The sequence below is a fragment of the Pseudogracilibacillus auburnensis genome (genome assembly GCF_003201975.1).
In the GTDB taxonomy this organism is placed as follows: domain Bacteria; phylum Bacillota; class Bacilli; order Bacillales; family Amphibacillaceae; genus Pseudogracilibacillus; species Pseudogracilibacillus auburnensis.
In genome coordinates this window covers 192,401-211,949 of the sequence record NZ_QJJQ01000007.1, presented here as the reverse complement: position 1 = coordinate 211,949, position 19,549 = coordinate 192,401, and the positions used below count along the sequence as shown (strand labels likewise).

General features: G+C 34.5%; 17 protein-coding genes. All 17 read left to right on the top strand.

What is annotated here, in order from left to right; translation table 11 throughout:
* Window positions 1-597: 597 nt before the first annotated feature.
* The 17 genes from DFR56_RS11475 to DFR56_RS11395 all read left to right on the top strand — a co-directional run bounded on the left by DFR56_RS11475 (window position 598) and on the right by DFR56_RS11395 (window position 19,536).
* Entirely contained in the window at window positions 598-1,590 is a 993-nt protein-coding gene (locus tag DFR56_RS11475; protein ID WP_158525608.1) for a Gfo/Idh/MocA family protein, read from the top strand.
* A 35-nt stretch (window positions 1,591-1,625) separates the two neighbouring features.
* A complete protein-coding gene (locus DFR56_RS11470; RefSeq protein WP_110395574.1) occupies window positions 1,626-2,618 on the top strand; it encodes a LacI family DNA-binding transcriptional regulator in 993 nt (330 codons plus the stop codon).
* A gap of 129 nt (window positions 2,619-2,747) precedes the next feature.
* Window positions 2,748-3,950, top strand: a complete 1,203-nt coding sequence (locus tag DFR56_RS11465) for a 6-phosphofructokinase (RefSeq protein ID WP_110395573.1) — start codon at window positions 2,748-2,750, stop codon at window positions 3,948-3,950.
* 60 nt (window positions 3,951-4,010) lie between these two features.
* The gene (locus DFR56_RS11460) at window positions 4,011-5,012 is read left to right on the top strand and encodes a Gfo/Idh/MocA family oxidoreductase (protein WP_110395572.1); all 1,002 of its coding nucleotides are present in this window, start codon (window positions 4,011-4,013) and stop codon (window positions 5,010-5,012) included.
* A gap of 24 nt (window positions 5,013-5,036) precedes the next feature.
* Window positions 5,037-6,905: a 3D-(3,5/4)-trihydroxycyclohexane-1,2-dione acylhydrolase (decyclizing) gene (gene iolD / locus DFR56_RS11455; RefSeq protein ID WP_110395571.1), complete on the top strand. Its 1,869-nt coding sequence runs from the start codon at window positions 5,037-5,039 to the stop codon at window positions 6,903-6,905.
* A gap of 18 nt (window positions 6,906-6,923) precedes the next feature.
* Window positions 6,924-7,730, top strand: coding sequence for a 5-deoxy-glucuronate isomerase (gene iolB / locus DFR56_RS11450; RefSeq protein ID WP_110395570.1), 807 nt, complete (start codon window positions 6,924-6,926; stop codon window positions 7,728-7,730).
* A gap of 104 nt (window positions 7,731-7,834) precedes the next feature.
* A complete protein-coding gene (gene iolE, locus DFR56_RS11445; RefSeq protein WP_110395612.1) occupies window positions 7,835-8,746 on the top strand; it encodes a myo-inosose-2 dehydratase in 912 nt (303 codons plus the stop codon).
* A 94-nt stretch (window positions 8,747-8,840) separates the two neighbouring features.
* Entirely contained in the window at window positions 8,841-9,854 is a 1,014-nt protein-coding gene (locus DFR56_RS11440) for a Gfo/Idh/MocA family oxidoreductase (RefSeq protein ID WP_110395569.1), read from the top strand.
* A gap of 34 nt (window positions 9,855-9,888) precedes the next feature.
* Window positions 9,889-10,899, top strand: a complete 1,011-nt coding sequence (locus DFR56_RS11435; RefSeq protein ID WP_110395568.1) for a Gfo/Idh/MocA family protein — start codon at window positions 9,889-9,891, stop codon at window positions 10,897-10,899.
* Window positions 10,900-10,905: 6 nt separating this feature from the next.
* Window positions 10,906-12,390: a sugar ABC transporter ATP-binding protein gene (locus DFR56_RS11430; protein WP_110395567.1), complete on the top strand. Its 1,485-nt coding sequence runs from the start codon at window positions 10,906-10,908 to the stop codon at window positions 12,388-12,390.
* A gap of 7 nt (window positions 12,391-12,397) precedes the next feature.
* Window positions 12,398-13,399, top strand: a complete 1,002-nt coding sequence (locus DFR56_RS11425; RefSeq protein WP_110395566.1) for an ABC transporter permease — start codon at window positions 12,398-12,400, stop codon at window positions 13,397-13,399.
* A gap of 121 nt (window positions 13,400-13,520) precedes the next feature.
* Window positions 13,521-14,528, top strand: a complete 1,008-nt coding sequence (locus DFR56_RS11420) for a sugar ABC transporter substrate-binding protein (RefSeq protein WP_158525607.1) — start codon at window positions 13,521-13,523, stop codon at window positions 14,526-14,528.
* Window positions 14,529-14,550: 22 nt separating this feature from the next.
* Window positions 14,551-15,378, top strand: a complete 828-nt coding sequence (locus tag DFR56_RS11415) for a sugar phosphate isomerase/epimerase family protein (RefSeq protein WP_110395564.1) — start codon at window positions 14,551-14,553, stop codon at window positions 15,376-15,378.
* Between the two features lie 22 nt (window positions 15,379-15,400).
* Window positions 15,401-16,417, top strand: a complete 1,017-nt coding sequence (locus tag DFR56_RS11410) for a zinc-dependent alcohol dehydrogenase (RefSeq protein ID WP_110395563.1) — start codon at window positions 15,401-15,403, stop codon at window positions 16,415-16,417.
* A 14-nt stretch (window positions 16,418-16,431) separates the two neighbouring features.
* Window positions 16,432-17,427, top strand: coding sequence for a sugar ABC transporter substrate-binding protein (locus tag DFR56_RS11405; protein WP_110395562.1), 996 nt, complete (start codon window positions 16,432-16,434; stop codon window positions 17,425-17,427).
* 82 nt (window positions 17,428-17,509) lie between these two features.
* Complete coding sequence (locus DFR56_RS11400; protein ID WP_110395561.1) at window positions 17,510-18,634, top strand: Gfo/Idh/MocA family protein; 1,125 nt, start codon at window positions 17,510-17,512, stop codon at window positions 18,632-18,634.
* A gap of 17 nt (window positions 18,635-18,651) precedes the next feature.
* Window positions 18,652-19,536 carry a sugar phosphate isomerase/epimerase family protein gene (locus tag DFR56_RS11395; RefSeq protein ID WP_244916491.1) on the top strand — a complete coding sequence of 295 codons (885 nt, stop codon included), beginning with the start codon at window positions 18,652-18,654 and terminating at the stop codon, window positions 19,534-19,536.
* Window positions 19,537-19,549 lie beyond the last annotated feature (13 nt).

The following is a 19,549-nucleotide window of genomic DNA, read 5'->3' as shown; positions in this document are numbered from 1 at the left end:
CGAACCTTGATCTGAATGCATCAATAGCTAATGATCCAATGATATCGTATTAGAATAAAGAAGCAAATGGGAAAAAGAGTATGTATATTTTCGTTAGCAGGTGCGAGTTGCAATGTAAGAACCGCTTATTTCAGATAAACTGCATAGCTATTTTTAAATGATGGATTTGAATATGGAACAAGGCAACTATGTGATCCTACTTTTCGGCGTTCTTAATGAAACAACTGAAGTGAAACCATAAATGTTTGTGATAAGATTGTGTTGATACTATGAGGCACACGAATATGAAGCATTATTAGTAAAATACGGCAAAATGATGAACGAATAATATAAACGCAGGTCAACGAGCCAAAAAGTTGTGACATCGAGTAGTACGATGAAATTCTTTTAGTAAATAGCTAAGAGAACGAGAACATTTAGGAACTTTATGATGAGCGGGGTATCTTTAAAGGCGTGGACCTTATTAATAAACGAATATAATTGATTTTATAAAAACTTTGAAAAAGGGGTTGATTTTAAAAAAGTAATTGTATATAATACTCCCTAAGGAAAGCGCTTTACTAAATTGATTGAAAGAAATTCAAAATGGGGGATTTTATGAACCGAATTAATTGGGGGATTTTAGGCGCAGCAAATATCGCTTTTTCTGAATTATTACCCGCTATTCGTAGATCCCAAAACGGCGAAGTAGTTGCAGTAGCATCGCGAAATAGGGAAAAAGCAATACGATTTAATACTGTAAAAATATATGACACATATGAGGAATTATTGTTAGATGAGTCTATTGATGCGGTATATATACCTTTACCAAATGCATTACATAAAGAATGGGCTATTAAAGCAATGAACGCTAAAAAACATGTTTTATTGGAAAAACCAGCGACACTGACTTTAAACGAGATGAAAGAAATTAGTGAAGCGGTTAAGCAAAACAATGTGGTGTTTATGGAAGCGTTCATGTATCAGTTTCACTCTCAACACGAATATGTAAAACAGTTACTGAACGATGGGACAATAGGTGACTATCAATATGTAAAAGCTCATTTTTCATTTAAGCTCGATGACCCGAACGATATAAGATTGAATCGTGAATTAGGTGGGGGAGCATTATGGGATGTCGGCTGTTATGGTATCCATGCTCTAACGCAAATTGTTGGGATGAAACCAACAGAAGTGTCGATGATAGGAAAAGTTGATAGTAATCATCAAGTAGATACAACTTCAGTTTGCTTTTTTACAGATGAAAAGAATCGTTGTGCAGAAGTTAGTGCATCTTTCGAAGGTTCATTCCTTGATCGTTATGAAATTTTTGGAGAAAAAAGTACAATTATTGTTGAATCTGCTTTTAGACCCGACGTTTCAGAAAATGGCACAGGAAAAGTGACCCTAATTGATCATGATGGCCATGTAATTGAAAGTCGCTTATTTAAAGATGATCAGTATTTAAGACAAGTAGAACACATTCAAGATTGTATTATTAATCATCAAGATCCGAAGTATAATCATCATAATTCTCTTGAAATGGTAAAATATATTGAAAGTGCTTACCAATCATTGTACAATTCTTCCGAAACAGTTAAAATATCATAATATAAATGCTTTGGCCTAATGATGGAGAGATTAAAATGAAAGTAACAATTTATCATGTTGCAAAGGAAGCAAATGTTTCGATTGCAACCGTTTCAAAAGTAATTAATAATAATGGACGTATTAGTGAGAAAACAAGAAAGAAAGTAAAAGATGTGATGGAAAAATTAAACTATCGACCGAATATGTTAGCGTCTGCTTTAATGGGGAAACAAACGAAGACAATAGGTTTACTTATTCCTGATTTAGCAAACCCTTTCTTTTCTGAGTTAGCTCGGAGTATCGAGGATCGTGGGCATGAACTTGGATATAATTTAGTCATTTGTAATACCGATTATGAAAGTGATAAAGAAAATCAATATTTAGCTTTATTAATGCAAAAAAGTGTCGATGGGTTTATTCTAGCTTCCGGATTCGAAAATCTGGAAAAAGTAGAAGAATTGATGAAACAAGATATACCTGTCGTTATCGTTGCTCGTGATTTCCCGATGTTTTCAGTAAATGCTGTTGCTTTAGATGACTTTATGGGGGGGTATTTAGCTGCCAACCATTTAATAGAATTAGGCCATCAAAATTTAGGAGTAGTAGCCCGTGATTTATGGAGCAATAGAGAAAGGCTACGAGGATTTAACCATGCACTAGCAGAAAATGATTTAAAAATAAATTCGAATTTTGAGTTTATCCATGAAATAGATCATATTAAAGCGGGTAGGGAAATGGCTGAGAAATATATAAATAGCGATAATGGGCCGACAGCAATTTTTGCTTGTAACGATTTGCTAGCAGCAGGTGTCATCCAAATGGCCAAACAATTAGGACTAAATGTTCCCAAAGACTTATCTGTAATTGGATTTGATAATACGTCAATTGCTACTATTATCGAACCCCCGTTAACAACGATCGCTCAACCTATTCAGAGTATGGGAAAGGAAGTGATGGATTTAATGGTATCAATTATTAAAGGTGAAAAAGAAGAGAAAAGTCGGATAACGCTTTTACCTTCTTTAATAAAAAGAAAAAGTACGGTATAACTAAAAAATGATAGTGTAACTTATTTATTATTTGCATGATTTTATTAAAATACAAGCAAGATTTTTATTGGTTATTTAGTGAAGCGCTTAATCAAAAAGTGCGTAAATATAAAGGAGGTGGTCATTTTAATGTACGAGAATTGTTTAGTGGTACAATCGGGTGGGCCGACTGCTGTAATTAATAATTCAGTTGTTGGACTGGTTGATGAAATGCTTTACTCTGGTTTTAAAGGGAAAATTTACGGTTCAATAGGTGGTATTCATGGTTTAATGAATGAAAAATTTATTGATTTAAGTAAATTATCGACTGAAGATCGTCATCGACTAAGGTGGACTCCTGGCGCAGCACTGGGAACATGTCGACATAAATTGATACTAAGTGAGATTGAGAAAATTATTCTTATTTTAAAAAAACGTCATATCCGTTATTTTTTTTACATAGGTGGAAATGGTTCGATGCAAGTTGCCAAAATGGTTAACGACGTAGCGGAACAGATGAACTATCATTTAACAGTAATCGGGATACCAAAATCAATTGATAACGATTTAGTAGAAACAGATCATTCACCGGGATATGGAAGTGCTGCAAAGTTTTTAGCTACCTCTGTTTTAGATATGAAAATGGATGTAGCCAGTTATCCAAGTAGTAATCGGGTAACGATAATTGAAACGATGGGCAGGCATACTGGTTGGTTAGCTGCAGCTTGTTCTCTAGCAACATGTGATGATGAAAGTCAGACATTAATTTATATTCCTGAAGCCCCCTTTTATTTAGAGAATTGTTTAGAAAAGATTCAAAATGCTTACAGAAATAAAAGAAATACCTTTTTAATTGTCGCAGAAGGAATGAAAAATGAATATGGTCAATATATAAATGAAAATCAGATAGAATATGACCTTTTAGACAGACCTAAATTAGGTGGCGTAGCCGATTATTTAAAAAATACAATAGAAAATAGCACAGGAATTCAAACGAGATCGATAGTAACAAGCATTTGGCAAAGAAGTAGTATTATATTAGCGTCAAAAACAGATGTTGATGAAGCTTATGAAATAAGTAAAGAAGCGTGGAAGCATGCTGTTAAAGGATATTCTGGTGTAATGATTGGAATGGACAGAGAGAAAAATGTTGAAAATGATTATAAAATTGTTTATCGACCAAAACCCTTAAAAGATGTCGCTAATAAGGAGAAGTACGTTCCCGTAGAGTGGTATGATTTGAGTGAAAATACGATGACAAAAGAATTTATTAACTATGCAGAATCACTTATTCAAGGTGAAATGATCATTCCGATGAAAAATGGGTTACCGATATATAAACAAGTAATCTAATTTTTTATAGATTTTAAGTAAGCGCTATACCTAAACGTATTTTCGACAGGAGGTGCTAGATTGAAAGAAGTAATAAATTGCGCGGTAATTGGTGTTGGCCGATTAGGGTCAGTACATGCAAAAAATTTAGTTCAAAATATACCTAGTGCAAAAGTGAAAAATATTGTTGCTTCACGAACAGAGAATGCTGAAAAAGCTGCTAGAAAATTAGGTCTTTCCAATTGGACTAGTAATGTACAAGAGGTATTTGAAGATGATGAAATTGATGCAGTAGTAATAGGTACACCTACTAAAACTCATGCACAATTACTAATCCAAGCTGCTAAGCATAATAAACATATTTTTGTCGATAAACCAATAACAGAAACCGTTGAAGAAGCGGATGAAGTTATTCAAGCATTAAGGAAGTATAACGTATTTTGTCAAGTTGGCTTTATGAGAAGATTTGATCCAGCTTATGCAGATGCAAAGAGAAGGATAGAAAAAGGAGACATCGGTAAGCCAATTTATTTTAAAGGAGTGAGTAGGGACCCGGGCTCTCCCCCAGAAAATTATATTAAATCGAGTGGTGGTATTTTCCTTGATTTATGTATCCATGAATATGATATTGCTAGATTTCTTATTGGCAGTGAAGTGAAAGCGGTTCAAACATTTGGAGAAGTACATGTTCATCCATTTATGCATAACTATTGTGATGTGGATCAATCATTATCTTATCTTCAGTTTGAAAATGGAGTTACTGCCGATATAGAGGGAAGTAGGAACTCTTCATTTGGATACGACATCCGAGGAGAAGTTCTTGGAACAGAAGGGATGATCCAAATTGGTTCAAACCAGTACCATAACAATATTATTTTAACGAAAAATAAAGCGTATTATGATAATATTCCTGATTTCCCTACAAATTTCCAAGTTGCATTTTTAAAAGAATTAGAACATTTTATTGATTGTGTAAAAAACAACAGAAGGCCTATCGTTGATGAAAACGATGGAAAAATTGCTTTACAAATTTCTGAAGCCGCAGCAAGATCATTTCAAACGAAAGAAAAAGTGTACTTGTAACAAATAAAAAAGGAGCTGAACTTAATGGAAACTGTGCGACTAACAATGGCTCAAGCATTAGTGAAATTTCTTGATAACCAATATATTCAATTTGATGGAGTAGAAAGAAAGTTTGTGAAAGGTGTTTTCGGAATTTTCGGCCATGGAAATGTAACTGGTATGGGGGAGGCGCTTGAGAATCACACAGGTGAACTTACATATTTACAAGGTAAGAATGAGCAAGGTATGGTTCACAGCGCTACTGCATATGCAAAACAAAAAAATCGCCTTGAAATTTATGCTTGTACTACATCCGTAGGTCCGGGGGCGTTAAATATGGTTACTGCTGCAGCGACTGCAACAGTAAATAGAATTCCAGTATTACTTTTACCAGGAGATATTTTTGCAACACGTCAGCCTGACCCAGTGTTACAACAAGTTGAGGATCCAAGAGATTATACAATTTCAGCAAATGACTCATTTAAACCTGTAAGTAAATATTGGGACAGAGTCTCACGCCCTGAACAATTAATGACTGCAGCACTAAATGCGATGCGAGTTTTAACAGATCCAGTTGATACAGGTGCAGTCACCCTTGCACTCCCACAAGATGTACAAGCTGAAGCATATGATTACCCAGTAGAATTTTTCAAAAAACGTGTTCATTATATTGAAAGAAAAACTGCATCAGAAGAATCTTTCGACCGTGCAGTTGAACTTATTTCTAAAAAGAAAAAACCAGTAATAATTGCTGGTGGTGGTGTACATTATTCTTTAGCTACAGAAGAGCTTGCTAAGTTTGCTGAACAATTTCATATTCCGGTAGGGGAAACACAAGCAGGTAAAAGTGCTCTATCATGGAAACATCCATTTAATATGGGAAGTATTGGAGCGACCGGATCACTTGTATCAAATAAATTAGCGCAAGAAGCAGACTTAGTCATTGCCATAGGATCTCGACTCACAGACTTTTCAACTTCATCAAAGCTTGCTTTTGCTAATCCAGATGTAGAATTTTTAAGTATTAATGTAAGCGGATTCGATGCTATGAAAATGGAATCACAAATGCTTGTAGCTGATGCCAAAACAGCGCTAGATAAATTAGCTACAAGATTAGTAGAAAAAGAATATAAAAATGCGCATGATCTCAATAGATTGATAGAATTAAAAGGCGAGTGGACTGAAATTGTTGATGGGTATTATGCACAAACAGTTGAAGGTGGATTATCACAAACACGAGTTCTTGGTGAAATTAATAACTTTATTGATGAAAGGGATATCATTACTTGCGCGGCAGGAAGTATGCCTGGTGATTTACACCGTTTATGGAGAAATACAGAACCAAAAACATACCATATGGAATATGGATTTTCCTGTATGGGCTATGAAGTGGCAGGGGCACTAGGTATAAAAATGGCTGCTGATGATGACCAAGAAGTGTACGCACTTGTTGGAGATGGAAGTTATTTGATGCTCCATACGGAACTTGTCACAAGTATTCAAGAAAATAAAAAAATTACTATTTTATTACTAGATAATAATGGTTTCCAATGTATTCATAACCTGCAAATTGGTCAAGGAAGTGACGGATTTGGTAACGAATTTCGTTATCGCTCGGAAGAAGATAATCGTTTAACAGGTGAATATTTGGACATTGATTTCGCAGCAAATGCTAGAAGTTTAGGTGCAAAAGGATATACAGTTCGTACTTTAGAAGAGCTACAAGCAGCTTTAGAAAAAGCAAAAGAGGAAACTGTTTCAACTTTAATTGATATTAAAGTATTGCCAGGAACATGTACAACAGGATATGAATCATGGTGGCATCTAGGTGTAGCAGAAGTGTCAACAAGTGAAAAAGTACAAAAAGCTCATCGTGAAATGGAAGCAAATAAAGAAAAGGCAAGAAAATATTAATAGCGGGAGGAATAGAAAGTGTCGAAACTTTTAATAAAACCTAAAGAAACTCCAGATCAGGACGGGAACGTTTTACGAATTACTCCAGAATCAGCTGAATGGGATTATGTCGGTTTTGAAGTATATCAGTTAAAAAAAGATGAAACTTTTATAAAACCAACTGGTAATAAAGAGATGGCGGTCGTGCTGCTATCGGGTCGTGCGAACGCAAAAACGAAGCATAAATCATGGGATAATATCGGTGAAAGAATGAGTGTCTTTGATGAAACACCTGCATATACCGTTTATGCTCCAAATGATGATGAAGTAAGACTAGAAGCTTTAACGGATTTAGAGATTGCAGTTTGCACCGCTCCAGGAAAAGGAACGTATGAAGCAAGACTTGTCCGTCCAGAAGATGTGGATGTTGCGAAACGTGGATCAGGTAGGATGGAACGTGAAATTCACGGAATTATTCCAGAAGAAAAGCCAGCTGATAGTTTATTCGTAATTGAAGTATTTACACCAGCTGGAAACTGGTCTAGTTACCCTCCGCATAAACATGACCAAGATAATTATCCAGATGAAACGTATTTAGAAGAAACATATTACCATAAAATTAATCCTGCAGACGGGGGATTTGCAGTACAACGTGTTTATACAGATGATCGTGAACTCGATGAAACAATTATCGTAAACGATGGATGTTCCGTCTTAGTTCCTAAAGGACATCACCCATGTTCAGCCCCACCAGGATATGAACTATATTATTTAAATGTGATGGCAGGACCAATTCGTAAATGGCGTTTTACGAATGATAAGGATCATGAATGGCTAGCGAAATAAAATCATTTGAGGACAAGGAAAAAGCTATAGTAACAAGAGTGGTTTAGCTATATACTTCTATAGCTAAACCCCCTTAGTTCATGCAAGGAGGGAATTAAATGGCGATAAAAAATCTTCCATTTAAGTTAGGAATTCATCCAATTAACTGGGTAGGTGAAGATGTTCTAGAACATGGTGACTATTATACATACGAACAAGTAATGAGTGATATCTCTTCACTCGGCTTTACAGGAACTGAAATTAGTAGAAAATTTCCGAAAGATCCAATCGACTTAGCCGAAGCATTAAAAAAGTATAATCTGCAACTGACAACACAATGGAAGTCTGTATTTTTCACTGATCCAACGAGATTTGAGGAAGAACTTGAAGCCTATCGAAAGCATGTTGAATTTTTAAAACCATTTGGTTGTAAAGTTGTAAGTACAGCAGAGATTGGTGGTTCAATGCTTAATCAAGATCCACGCCGAAAACAAGATGAAACATATGTAGAAAGATTAGATGATGAAGGGTGGAAATACTTAGTTGAAGGCTTGAATAAAGCAGGAGAAATTTGTAGAGAAAATGGAATGGATTTAGTTTACCATCATCATGCTGGTACAGTTGTTGAGCAACCGGAAGAGATTGATAGATTAATGGAAATGACCGACTCTAATCTTGTTTCCTTACTATATGATACGGGACACGGATATTATGGATCAAATGATCCAGTTGAATTATTGAATAAATACTATGACAGAATAAAATATATCCATTTGAAAGACGTAAGAGCAGATGTATTGAAACAAGCTCGAGAAGAAAAGTTTAGTATCCGTGCGTGTATCCGAAGTGGATTATTTACTGTTCCAGGTGCGGGATGTTTGGATTTTGAACCAGTCTTTAAAATTTTAATTGAAAAAAAATATAATGGCTGGGCACTAATAGAAGGGGAGCAAGATCCTGTTCAATATAATCCACATGAATTTGCCAAGGCATCATTAAAATACTTAGAAAATATCGTTGAAAGAATCACTAATTAACGGATGTTTTTAAAACTATATAGAATAGGTTTTAATAAAACGTGTAATGTCATTCAACAATTAGTTAAGCGCTTAATTTAGTGGAGGGGAAAATATGATAGAAGAAATTCGTTGTGCAGTTTTAGGTCTTGGACGACTTGGTTATTGGCACGCTGAAAATATTGCTTCAAAAATCCAAGGTGCAAAACTCGTTAAAGTAATTGATCCTTTAAAGGGAAGAGCGGAAGAAGTGGCTCGTGAATTAAAAGTAGAAAGTTGGTCCGAAAATCCAAATGATGCATTTAAAGATGAGAATATTGATGCAATTATCATCGTCACACCAACTAGCACACATGCCGAAATGATTAAAAAGGCTGCACAACATAAAAAACATGTTTTTGTTGAAAAACCGTTAACACAAAAATTGGATGAAGCAGACGATGTTATTCAAGTGATTAAAGAAAATAACATTAGTTGTCAAGTAGGCTTTATGAGAAGATTTGACCCTGCTTATGTAGAAGCAAAAAGGAGAATTGCAGCTGGAGACATTGGAAAACCCCTTTATTTTAAAGGTGTAAGTAGAGATGGAAATGTTCCACAAGAAGAGTTTATTAAATATAGCGGTGGTATCTTTTTAGATGTCGCAATTCACGATTACGATATTGCTCGCTTTTTAATGAATGATGAAGTGCATTCTATACAAGCAACTGGAAATATTTTGCTAGAATCAAATAAGTTTATGGAAAAGTATCATGATGTTGACCAAGGCCTATCAACAATTAGATTTAAGTCAGGTGCTGCAGGGGATGTTGAAACAACAAGAATTGCTCCATATGGTTATGATATCCGAGGGGAAGTAATTGGAACAGAAGGTGCAATACAAATTGGGTCTATGCGTCAAAATGATATTAAACTATTCACTAAAAATCAAACGAGCCATGATTTAGTGCAAGATTTCCCTACTAGATTTAAAGACGCATATTTACTAGAAATGGTGCACTTTATTGACACACTTCGTAAAGGTGAACAACCATTATGTACTGCCTGGGACGGTAAAAAGGCACTTGAAATTTCTATTGCAGCAACAAGTTCATTTAATAACGGGGAAACAGTGTTGTTGAAACATTAAACCGAACAAAAAGTAAAAACAGGAGGTTTATCGTATGACAACAGCTAAAATAAATTGGGGAATTCTAAGTACTGCTGCAATTGCACAAGAACAAACGATACCAGCAATTTTACGAGCAAAAAATGCAAATGCGCTTGCAATTGCAAGTCAAAATGGGAAAGAACATCCTGTGGCCGAGAAGTTTCAAATTCCTAAAGCCTATAGCACTTATGAAGCATTATTAGAAGATCCTGATATTGACTTAGTTTACATCCCACTACCTAATAATCTACATTCAAAATGGGTAAAAGAGGCGGCAAAAGCTGGAAAACATGTATTATGTGAAAAACCCGCGTCTTTGACTGAAAAAGAAACGGTTGAAATGATTGAAGTATGTCAACAGCATAACGTTATTTTTATGGAAGCGTTTATGTACCAATTTCATCCACAACATAAACGTGTACGCGACATTATTACAACAGGAGAAATAGGTGAAGTTAAACTAATTCATTCAAGCTTTTCATTTCTATTAAATAAAATAGGTGGAAACTTCCGAATGGATCGAAAAACAGGAGGAGGTAGTATTTACGATATTGGTTGTTATAGCATTCATGCAATTAGAACTATTGCGAATAGTGAACCTAAATGTATAAAGGCGATCTCAAAAAAAATTCCCGGATATGATGTAGATATATCCGCAATTGTAACAATGGAACTTGAAAATGGGATACAAACGTATTTTGATTGTGCGATGGATATGCCAAGTCGCCATACGTATGAGGTTGTAGGGACGGAAGGTACGATTCAAGTGTCAAAAGCATTCATAACTCAAGCGGATGGTGAAGGAAATATAACGGTTACTAATAAAAACGGTTTAAAAAGACAAGAAATTATTTATGGTCATAGTTATACACTTGGAGTTGAGCATTTATCGAACTGTGTGTTAACAAATACAGAGCCAATTTATTCAAAAGAAAATACGATTAAAAATATGAGAGCGATAGAAGCTTGTATAGATTCCTTAGATACTGGAAGGATAATAAATTTGAAGAGAAGTAAGGGGTGATTTTATATGATACTTGAATTAAAAAATATTAGTAAATCTTTCTCAGGCGTTCAAGTGCTACATGATATTAATATGGAAGTAAAACTTGGTGAGGTTCATGTCCTATTAGGAGAAAATGGTGCCGGAAAATCTACAATTATTAAAATTATCACCGGTGCCTATGAGAAAGATGTTGGAGAGTTAATATGGAAGGGACTACCAATTGAGGTAACTAAACCGAGTGACTCCATTGACGCAGGGATTGGAACAATCTATCAAGAACTTAATTTAATCCCTGAACTATCTATTATGGAAAATATATTTCTAGGACATGAAAAGAAGACTGGGAGTAAAATTTCCTTACTAGATCGTACCACGATGAAAAAAGAAGCAAAGGTGTTAATGGAGCGATTAGGTCAAAATGTGAATCCAGATGAACTAGTACAAAACCTTGGGGTAGGTCAACAACAATTAGTCGAAATTGCTAAAGCGTTATCACTAAACTGTGAACTAATCATTATGGATGAACCGACATCTAGTTTAAGTGAACGAGAAGCTGAACAATTATTACTTACTATTGAAAGATTAAGAGAACAAGGGATGACAATCATATACATTTCACACCGTCTTGAAGAAATAAAGCGGATAAGTGATCGCATTACAATCCTACGAGATGGACATAAAATCAAAACAGTTGAAACTAAATCTACTTCCATTGATGAAATGATTTCACTCATGGTAGGTCGTTCATTGGATAATAAATTCCCTAAAATTGATTTCAAAAAAGGAAAAGAAATATTATCTGTTAAAAACTTAAAATTAACAGAAGATTCTCCACAAATAAATTTCACTGCTTATCAGGGAGAAATCTTAGGGATATCAGGGTTAGTTGGCGCAGGACGTACAGAACTAGCCCGGGCTATATTTGGGGCTGATCCAATCGTATCAGGTGAAGTATATATCGAAAAAGAAAAACAAAATATTCGTCATCCTATCGACGCAATAAAAGCAGGCTTAGCATTTATTACCGAAGACAGAAAAGAAGAGGGGTTATTTTTAGATCAATCCCTAATTTTTAATAAAACAATTGCTATGTTAAATAAGGTGAAGAAAAATGGTCTCATTCATCCAAAAAGTCAAAGAAAAGTTGCCGATAAGTATGTGAAAGACTTAAGTATTAGGCCTAACAATGTCAATTTATTAACTAGATATTTAAGTGGTGGTAACCAACAAAAGGTAGTGATTGCTAAATGGTTGTTTACAGATGCACGGGTATTTATTTTTGACGAACCAACAAGGGGAATTGATGTTGGGGCAAAAGTTGAAGTATATAACTTAATGAACTATTTAATTGAAAATGGAGCCGGTGTTATCGTTATTTCGTCCGAGTTACCAGAAATTCTTGGCATCTCAGATAGAATACTCGTTATGAGTGAAGGGAAGATTACCGCAGATTTAAGTAGGAATGAGGCAGATCAAGAAGTAATTATGAAAGCAGCGACAGGAGGTTAAATCAATAATGAAAGAACAAACAGAAATTATAGAACAAGGTAATGTGGAAGAAAAGAAAAAAGCAAAATACGATTTTAAATATATTGCTAACAAGTTTGGTGCACTATTTGGATTGATTATCTTGTCTATTACACTAGCAATTTTATCACCGAGTTTTCTAAAGATAGATAACCTAATGAACATTGCACGACAGTCATCAATTAACGCGCTACTCTCAATTGGTATGTTATTACCAATTTTAACAGCAGGTATTGACTTATCTGTTGGATCAATATTAGCATTTTCTATCGTAGTTACAGGTGTTGTCACAGTGATGTGGGGTATGCCACCAGTTTTAGGGATATTTGTTTGTTTATTAGTTGGAGCTTTAGCAGGTCTATTAAATGGATTGTTACTTACAAAATTAAGACTGCCACACCCATTTATTTCAACATTGGGTACAATGAACGTTTTTAGAGGCCTTGCATTAATCATTACTGGTGCTACACCAATATTTGGTTTTGCATATGTAATCAATTTTACAGGGCAAGCAAATGTGGGTTTTATTCCTGTTAGCTTCATTTTAGTAATTGTGATAAGTATTATCTTCCATATCTTTCTTACTAGAACAGCGACAGGTCGATATATTTACGCTATTGGAGGAAATAAAGAAGCGGCACGTCTCTCTGGGATTCCGGTAGACCGTGTATTAATTAAAGTATATACATTAAGTGGATTAATGGCTGGGCTTGGCGGTCTAGTTTTAATCGGAAGAACAAACGCAGCATCTCCAATAGCTGGGTTAACATATGAATTAGATGCGATTGCCGCTGTAATCATTGGTGGTGCAAGTTTCTTCGGTGGTGTAGGGACAGTTTGGGGTACTTTAATTGGAGCGATGATTATTGCTGTATTACGTAATGGTCTTAACTTATTAGGGACATCGACAGATATTCAAACAGTTGTTATTGGAACTGTAATTATCTTAGCTGTTTATGTTGATGTGTTACGTAGACGCTCGAAAAATTAATACGTAAAAATAAATATTTTCTATGTAAGTAATTTAATACATTTCAAGGGGGGATGAATAAATTTAGGGGACGTACATGATAGATTTATTTTATATTTTTAATAAATGGAGGAGTGTTAAAGTGAGGAAAATAATGTTACTTGTTTTTATATCTGCTCTTCTTATGTTGACTGCTTGTTCATCAAATGAAGGTTCTAGTTCAATTACTAATTCTAGTAATGAAGGAAATGAAAAAAAGTCAACGGAAGAAACTAAAGCTGACAATTTGAAGATTGGTGTAGTTCTAATGACTTTAAGTTCTGAGTATTGGAAAATCCATATGGCTGGAGCTCAAGATGCAGCAAAGGAATTAGGTGTAGAAATTGAAATTCTTGGACCAGCGGAGGAAACTTTATATGAACAACAAGTAAAAATGGTTGAAGATTTAATTTCTACTAAAGTAAATGGTCTTGTTGTTACACCAAGTCTTCCCGAGGCGATGTTACCAGCGCTTCAAAAAGCACACGATGCTAATATACCAGTAGTTTTGGTGGATGCAAACGTAAATGAATTTGAGGATAGAGTAAGTTTTATCGGAACAGAAAATTATGAAGCTGCCTCTAAAGGTGGAGAATATATTAGTGATCAATTAAATGATGGTGATAAAGTTCTAATCGTTCGCGGTCAAATGGGAGCAAAAGTTCATGATGAAAGAACTGAAGGTTTCCAAGCGGCTTTAGAAAGTAAAAACATTGAATTTATCGTTCAAGACGCTCAAAGTGATCGTGTAAAAGCGGTTAATATTGTCGAAAACGTTCTCACAGCAGATCCAGATATTAAAGTAGTCTTCGCAACTTCTGACGAAATGGCTTTGGGTTCATTTAAAGGGTTAGAAAATAAAGATAGTACACATATTCCATTAATTGGCTTTGATGGTACCCCAGATGGTTTGCAAGCAGTTGTAGATGGTCAAATGTTGGCTAATATAGCCCAAGATCCGTATAGAATGGGTTATTTAGGAGTGGAATCAGCTGTAAAAGCGATAAAAGGTGAGTCAGTAGAAAAACGTATTGATTCAGGTGCCCAGGTTTATACAAAAGATAATGTAGAGCAAAGAATTCAAGAAATAGAAGGTTATTTAAATAATTAATGTTAACTTTGGAGTGTGATTTATGCATTTATCGATATGTAGTTGGATTTTTGGGGATGAACCAATTGAAAGAGTTCTTAAATTCATCAAAAAAAGTGGTTATGATGCGATAGAACTCCAAGCAGCGATGGCGCTTACTCATACGGACAAAATTAAACAAATTGTTAACGATTTACAATTAAAAATTGATGGAATTACAGGTGATGCTGCTTGGCCTGATGAAACAAAAGACTTAGCTAACGGTAAACCAACCAATCGGAAAATTGCTGTCGAATATTTTAAAGAACAAATTAAAGTTTGTAATGAATTAGGTGGTAAATACATTGTAATTTGTCCATCTGCTGTTGGAAAGGCGCACCTTGTTGGTAAAGGAACAGAAGATTGGGATTGGGCAATTGATTCAGTTAAACAATTATGCGAAACAGCAACATTGGAAAGTGTTGAGTTAATCATAGAACCAGTTAACCGTTATGAAAGTTCTATTTTAAATACAGCTGAAGATGCTTATCGTTTTGTAAATGAATTAAATCACCCGAGCGTGAAAATGCTTGTGGACACATATCATATGAATATTGAAGAAGTCGATATGATAAGTGCAATTGAAAGTGTCTCTAATAAATTAGGGGTTTTCCATCTTTCTGATAATAACCGACAAGGTGTAGGATTTGGTCATATTGATTTTGAAGCAGTAATCTCAAAACTGAAGGAAATTAATTATGGTGGGCCTCTTGTTCTTGAGTGTATGGCACCAGGAGCAAACCCGTTCGCAGCTAATAAGGAATCAATGGATGATTTATATCTTTACTGTGAACATACAGTGCAAGTATTACAGAGAATGTTAAGTAATTAAATTTTGATAAGGAGAAAAAATTATGTTATCAGCAATTTTTGAAGAGGTTGGAAAATTAACATTGAAAGAAGTCGATATACCTGAAATAGCTTCAACGGATGAAGTGAAAATTAAGGTAGAAGTCGCAAGTATATGTGGATCTGATATTCATATTTTATCAGACCCTCCTACACACCCTGCAACTCCTGGTATTATTCAAGGACACGAATATATTGGTGAAGTTGTTGAAATTGGCAATAATGTTCAAAATGTCAAAGTTGGTGACCGAGTAATTATTGACCCGACAACAGTTTGCGGACATTGTTATTACTGTCAAACAGGCATTCAAAATGTTTGTGAAAATTTTTCAACAATTGGAATCTTTAAAGATGGTGGTTGGGCTTCCTATAGTGTAGTTCCTTCTAAAAATGTCTATAAAATATCAAAGAAAGTACCAGCTGAAATAGCTGTTTTGGCTGAACCACTTTCATGCGTAATTAATGGTAGTGAGAAAATCCAAACACAACCTGGCGACAATGTTGTAATTTTAGGAGCAGGTCCAATGGGACAACTGTTTACTCAAGTTCAAAAGGCAGCAGGTGCTGGTCAAATAATAACAGTTGATTTATCTGATTATCGTTTAGAACATGCAAAAAAATCGGGAGCAACACACATCATGAATCCAACTAAAGTGAATGTTGAACAATTAGTTCAAGACATTACTAAAGTAGGGGCAGATGTTGTCATTGACTGCGTAGGTGTACTATTTGATCAAACAATAGAACTTGTTCGAAAAGGTGGTAAAGTCTTATTAGTTGGCATGAATGAAAATGCCAATCACCCGATTAAACAGTGTGAAATAACTAAAAAAGAAATTACTGTTATAGGTACAATTATTCAAAAAAATCATTTTCCTAAAGTAATTAAAATTTTAGAAGCTAACATATTAAACCTTGAAAGTCTTATTACTCATAGAACATCATTAAAAGATATTCATGAAGCAATCAAGACAATGAGAAAAGGCGAAGCAATTAAAATTATGGTTTATCCAGAAAAATAATAGGAGTGAAACAAATGAAGAAAAAATATTTTTTAACATTATCTCTAGTAATTATTTCAGCTCTAATGTTATTAGCTGGTTGTGGTAGTAGTTCAAGTGGTAACGAAAGTGAAGAATCAGCAGACGAGAGCATTGATAACGATAGTGACAAACCAACAATCGCAGTTGTTTTAAAAGGATCTGATGCAGAGTATTTTAAACTGGCTGAAGCTGGAGCAAAGCAAGCGTTTGAAGATTTTGATGTTAATGGAAAATTCCTTGCTGCATCTACACAAACACAAGAGCAAGAATTAATCAATATTTTAGAAGATTTATCAACTGAAAGCCCGGAAGCTTTAGTGTTAATGCCAAGTACTGGTTCAGTCATACCAACGCTATCTAAATATAGTGATGCAGATATTCCTGTATTACTTATTGATACAGATTTAGATTGGGAAGATAAGGTAACGTATATTGGAACAGATAATTATACCGCCGGTCAAAAAGCAGGTGAATACTTAACTTCAATACTATCTGAAGGTGATGAAGTTGCAATAATTGAAGGTGTTTCAGGAGCTGCCCAAAACGAAGCAAGAGTTTCGGGTGCTAAAGACAAACTTGAAGAGCATGGTCTTAAGGTTGTGACAGTTCAAGCGGCTGATTTTGATCGAACAAAAGCTGTTAACGTTATGGAAAACATAATCACAGCACACCCAAATATTAAAGGTGTATTTACTGCGAATGACGAAATGGCTTTAGGAGCACTTCAGGCGATTAACGCAAGTAACTTAGAAATTCCGGTAATTGGAATTGACGGGACAAGTGATGCTTTAAAATCAATTTCTCAAGGTGATTTAGATGCGGTAATTCAACAATTACCATATCAAATGGCATATATTGGAGTTGAAAATGCGATAAGAGCGATTAATGATGAGACAGTTGAAGAGAAAATTGACAGTGGTATTGACTTAATTACAAATGAAAATGCTCAAGAAAAATTAGATGAAGTAAATGATTGGTTAGGTAAATAATTGCTGAAGGGAACATTTGAACACATCTTGAATTGTGTCAGATGTGTTCAAAAACCCTTTACTCATTAAAGAGGTGTTTACTATGAAAGAAGTAAGAATTGGATTGGTTGGAACAGGATGGATGGGAAAATCTCATTCCAAATCTTTTTTAAACGCTTTATATCATTTTGGTGAAGAATATGGAAAACCTGTATTTGAAATGGTTTCAGATATTAATGAAGAAAGTGCTTTTGAGGTCAAAAAAAAATTCGGATTTAAACGATATAGCAAAGATTGGCAAGATATAGTAACTGATAAAAATATTGATTTAGTAGATATTACTACTCCAAATGCTTTTCATTATGAAATTGCAAAAGCAGCTTTATTAAATAATAAACATGTTTATTGTGAAAAACCTCTTAGTCTATCAGCAGATCAGTCAAAAGAGTTAGTAGATTTAGCGAAAGAAAAAGGTCTAGTAAATTATGTAGGTTTTAATAATGTAATGAATCCAGCAACGAAATATATAAAGGAATTAGTTGAGTCGGGTAAATTAGGCGATATAACAAAAGTATCCGGTACATATGATCAGGATGCACTATTAGATGCACAAATCCCAATTTCTTGGCGTCATATGAAAAAAATTTCTGGTAGTGGTACATTAGGTGATTTAGGATCGCATTTATTTAGTGTTTTACAATTTATCTTAGGAGATATGAAAGCTGTTAATGCCTTAACTAGAACTGTCATTAAAAAAAGACCAGTACGATCTGACTCTACAGATATGAAGGCTGTTGAAAATGATGATATTGTTATATTACTAGCGCAGTATGAAAATGGTGCTGTCGGTACATTAAGTTCTAGTAGAATAGCGACAGGTAGAAAAAATTATTTAAGTTTTGAAATTCAAGGTACAAAAGGGGCGGTACATTATTCATTAGAAAATCTTAATGACGTTCACGTGTACTTTACTGAAGATCATAGTGTAGATAGAGGATTCAGAAAAGTATTGCTTGGAAATGATCACGAAGGGTATAGTGCTTTTCAACCAGCATCTGGTATAGCAATCGGATTCAATGATTTTAAAACACTAGAAACTCATGAAGTTTTATCGAGCATTACAAAAGGAACTTCATATATTTGCGATTTTAACTTTGGTTTTAAAGTAGACCAAATTATTGAAGCAATTCTTGAATCGTCTGAATCAAATAATTGGGTATCAATATAAAAAGTGAGGAATGCAATTTGAGTCAATGTAAAATAGGTACTGCCCCCGTTTCCTGGGGGATATGGTTTACAGAAGATGATAAACAAATGTCTTGGGAAAGATGTTTAGATGAAATGGCAATTGCAGGTTACACTGGTATGGAGTTAGGGCCATGGGGCTATATGCCAAATAAAGCAAACAAACTAAAAGAAGAACTAAAGAAAAGGGATATTCAATTAGTATCAACAACATTAATGGATGATTTAACTTGTACAAAAAACACCAATAAAATGATTGAACAACTTGATGAAATGGCATCCATACAAGTTCAATTTGAAGAGGCAAAATATGTCGTATTAATTGATGCTTGTTACACAGATTTATTTACCGGAAAACAAATCCGTAAAAAAGATTTAACTGAACGAGAAAAAGATATTTTTTACCATAATATTAAAAAAATAAATAATCATGCAAAAACTAAATATGATTTGGAAGTTGTATATCATCCACATTCACAAACACATATAGAAACAGAAGAACAAATCGAAGAATTTTTAGAAAGAACGAATATTAATCTTTGTTTTGATACTGGTCATCATGCCTACATGGGGGCAGATGTGATTAATTTTATCAAACAGCATCATAATAGAATTTCATATATTCACTTAAAAAATTGTGATTTATCCGTGCTTGAAGCTACACAACAAAACAATTGGTCGCTTGCAAAAGCGGTTCAAGAAGGCGTAATGGTGGAACCGGCTAAAGGGATTGTTGATATGAACAAACTTGTTCAAATACTTAAGAAAATAAATTTTGATGGATGGATTATTGTCGAACAAGATATGTACCCAGCTCCATTTGAAAAGCCATTACCGATTGCAAAAAGAACGAGAAATTACTTACGAGAAATAGGTATGGGTTAAATAGACATCATTA

What these genes read in the sequence shown, in the direction of transcription:
- DFR56_RS11410 (WP_110395563.1), top strand. Translation starts at nt 15,401, where the DNA reads ATGTTATCAGCAATTTTTGAAGAGGTTGGAAAATTAACATTGAAAGAA.
- DFR56_RS11470 (WP_110395574.1), top strand. Translation starts at nt 1,626, where the DNA reads ATGAAAGTAACAATTTATCATGTTGCAAAGGAAGCAAATGTTTCGATT.
- DFR56_RS11440 (WP_110395569.1), top strand. Translation starts at nt 8,841, where the DNA reads ATGATAGAAGAAATTCGTTGTGCAGTTTTAGGTCTTGGACGACTTGGT.
- DFR56_RS11430 (WP_110395567.1), top strand. Translation starts at nt 10,906, where the DNA reads ATGATACTTGAATTAAAAAATATTAGTAAATCTTTCTCAGGCGTTCAA.
- iolD (WP_110395571.1), top strand. Translation starts at nt 5,037, where the DNA reads ATGGAAACTGTGCGACTAACAATGGCTCAAGCATTAGTGAAATTTCTT.
- DFR56_RS11425 (WP_110395566.1), top strand. Translation starts at nt 12,398, where the DNA reads ATGAAAGAACAAACAGAAATTATAGAACAAGGTAATGTGGAAGAAAAG.
- DFR56_RS11400 (WP_110395561.1), top strand. Translation starts at nt 17,510, where the DNA reads ATGAAAGAAGTAAGAATTGGATTGGTTGGAACAGGATGGATGGGAAAA.
- DFR56_RS11415 (WP_110395564.1), top strand. Translation starts at nt 14,551, where the DNA reads ATGCATTTATCGATATGTAGTTGGATTTTTGGGGATGAACCAATTGAA.
- DFR56_RS11435 (WP_110395568.1), top strand. Translation starts at nt 9,889, where the DNA reads ATGACAACAGCTAAAATAAATTGGGGAATTCTAAGTACTGCTGCAATT.
- DFR56_RS11475 (WP_158525608.1), top strand. Translation starts at nt 598, where the DNA reads ATGAACCGAATTAATTGGGGGATTTTAGGCGCAGCAAATATCGCTTTT.
- DFR56_RS11405 (WP_110395562.1), top strand. Translation starts at nt 16,432, where the DNA reads ATGAAGAAAAAATATTTTTTAACATTATCTCTAGTAATTATTTCAGCT.
- DFR56_RS11465 (WP_110395573.1), top strand. Translation starts at nt 2,748, where the DNA reads ATGTACGAGAATTGTTTAGTGGTACAATCGGGTGGGCCGACTGCTGTA.